The organism is Emticicia soli, assembly GCF_037860775.1.
Lineage (GTDB): Bacteria > Bacteroidota > Bacteroidia > Cytophagales > Spirosomataceae > Emticicia > Emticicia soli.
The window spans coordinates 1-3,111 of the sequence record NZ_JBBEWC010000028.1 but is presented as its reverse complement, the minus strand read 5'-3'; the positions used below and the strand labels follow the sequence as shown (position 1 = coordinate 3,111).

The window sequence follows — 3,111 nt, the reverse complement described above, 5'->3', positions numbered from 1 at the left end:
TGGCGTAGTAAAAGCCAACAGCAAACCACAGATAGCCGTAGCAGATGTAGAAGTATGTGCAGGCAAAGAAGCGACATTGGTAGCAACAGGATGTTCAAACGGAACAATCACCTGGAACACAGGGGCGACAGGTTCGACCTTGAAAGTAACCCAAGCGAACGCTGGTACATATAATTATACAGCGACCTGTACAATCACCACCAACAATGCAAGTTGTGAAGGTAAGGCAATAGGTAAATTGACGGTTAATCCAAATCCGGTAATAAGTGTAAATTCTGAAACAATTTGCGTAGGTAAGAGCGCAACTTTAGTAGCAACAGGTTGCACAGGTGTTTTAACATGGAGCACTGGTGTAACAGCAACTTCAATAACTGTTAGCCCATTAGTTACAACCCCTTATACAGCTACTTGTACACTTAACACTGGTTGTAAATCTACCGCAACCGGAACTGTAAATGTAAATGAACTACCGGCTAAGCCTACAGTAAATGCTAATAAACCTTCTATTTGTCCGGGAGAAAGTACTACTATTACAGCTTCAGGTTGTACAGGTACATTATTATGGTCAAGTGGTCAAACAACAAGCAGCATTACAGTATCTCCGGCTACAACTACAACGTATTCAGTTACTTGTAAAAACACAAGTACTGGTTGTGAGAGCGCACCGGCTTCGGTTCAAATTGAAGTAACTCCAACAGACCCAATTACTATAATTACTTGCCCTCCTGGTGCTGGTTCGTCTAATCCAACAGCGCCTGCATTAGGATTCAACGTATTTACATTGAATGGAATCGTAATGAAGTCGGGTGATGTACATTCGGGTATAGCTGCAGGAGGAACAATTACATTAAATGGAACAAGTAATATTACTGGTGAAAATCCAAATGGCTATGCTAACAGACCTACAGTAGGTGGACATTTAACTTATGTATATTCTGCAGGAAAAATCATTTACTCTTCTGGCAATGGTCTGAATGTAAACGGTGGCGGATATGCTAAAGTATGTGACATTACAGGGTCGAATTTCTATCCTAACGGAGGAAATGCGAGAATTACCAGCGGTACTTTTGATACGCAACCATATATTAATATTAATACTAGCCAGGCAAGTGGTACATGGCAAACAGGTTGTGGAAGCATCGACTTCCCTGCTGCTTTTGCTAGCTTCCAGTCGTCGGCTACTTCAATGAGTACCCTGACAAACAATGTTACACCATCGTATGATCCAGGTAATACTACCCAGCCAAAACTTAATTTACAGGCTGGTTCGAATGTGTGGAATCTGACAGGTTCACAATTAAACGCATTCTCAACAATTGTATTTAATACTGCGCCTGATGCATCTAAGTATTTAATTGTAAATGTTAATACATCAGGTAGTTATACATTGAATCTACCAAATATGTCAGGCATTGGCGATTCTCATGGCCAGTATATTATCTGGAACTTCTACAATGCTACTAACCTGACAGTCTCTAGTTCAAGCACTACGATGAAAGGTACATTGTTTGCACCTAATGCCGATGTAACTAAAAATAGTAGCTCGAATATTGACGGACAAGTGATTGCAAAATCATTTATAATGGGTGGTGGAGAAGTTCACTATCACAGATTTAATGGCACAATTGAAAATGGAACAGTTTGCGAACCAATTTGTGCAGGCTCACCATTTACACTTACTTCAACAGGATGTACTTCTACAGTTACCTGGACAGGTGGTGGAATCAATAAAACAGGCGCATCAATAGTTGTTAATCCTACAGAAACAACAACTTATACAGCAACTTGTGGTACAGGTGTTTGTAAATCAACTGCAACTATCAAAGTTGATGTAATTCCTGCACCTACGGTATCACTTACAAAAGTAGATGTTACTTGTAATGCTAAAAACGACGGAAAAATAACAGCAACAGGTCAAGGTGGAACAGCTCAATATACATTTAGTATCAATGGCACAACGTTTACCTCAACTCCAGCTGCTTCTCACGTATTTACTAATTTAGCTCCTAATACTTATACAGTTACAGTTAAGGATTCTAAAGGTTGTACAGCAACGGCTACTATTACAATTACAGAGCCTGAGAAATTAGCTGTTACATTAAACAAAGTAGATGTTAATTGTTATGGTGGTAATACAGGTAGTGCAACAGCAACAGTAACAGGTGGCACAGCACCATTCACTTATGCATGGACTAACAATGCCAGCACAACAGCAACGGCAAGTAATCTGACAGCAGGAACCTACATGGTAACTGTAACAGATAAAAATCTTTGTGTAGCAACAGCAACGATAACGATAACACAATCGGATCAGTTAACAGCGACCATCACTGCAGAGCAAGTAAAATGTTATGGAGGTAATGATGGAAGTGCAACAGTAAGTGTGACAGGTGGTAATGCTCCATTCACTTATGTGTGGACGAATAACCCAAGCACAACAGCTACTGCAAGTAATCTGACAGCAGGTACTTATATGGTAACTGTAACAGACAAGAATCTATGTGCGGCTACAGCAACAATCACAATCACCCAACCGAATCAATTAGCAGTATCAATAAATAAAACAGATGTTAATTGTTATGGTGGTAATACAGGTAGTGCAACAGCAACAGTAACAGGTGGCAGTGCACCATTCACTTATGCATGGACCAACAATGCCAGCACAACAGCAACGGCAAGTAATCTGACAGCAGGTACTTATATGGTAACTGTGACAGACAAGAACTTGTGTGTAGCTACTGCAACAGTAACGATTACTCAACCTGAGAAATTAGCAGTTACATTAAACAAAGTAGATGTTAATTGCTATGGAGGAAATACAGGAAGTGCGACAGCAACAGTAACAGGTGGCAGTGCACCATTCACTTATGTGTGGACGAATAACCCAAGCACAACAGCTACTGCAAGTAATCTGACAGCAGGAACTTATATGGTAACTGTGACAGACAAGAACTTGTGTTCAGCTACAGCAACGATAACGATTACACAATCGAATCAATTATCGGCGACAATCACGCCGGAGCAAGTAAAATGTTATGGTGGTAATGATGGAAGTGCAACAGTAAGTGTAACAGGAGGTAATGCACCATTCACTTATGTTTGGACCAACAA

Annotated in this window: 1 protein-coding gene; it reads left to right on the top strand. The window is 40.3% G+C overall.

Annotation, left to right across the window (positions count from 1 at the left end; all coding sequences use genetic code 11):
* A partial coding sequence (locus WAE64_RS24665) for a collagen-binding domain-containing protein (RefSeq protein ID WP_340240858.1) occupies window positions 1-3,111 on the top strand: 3,111 nt, incomplete at both ends.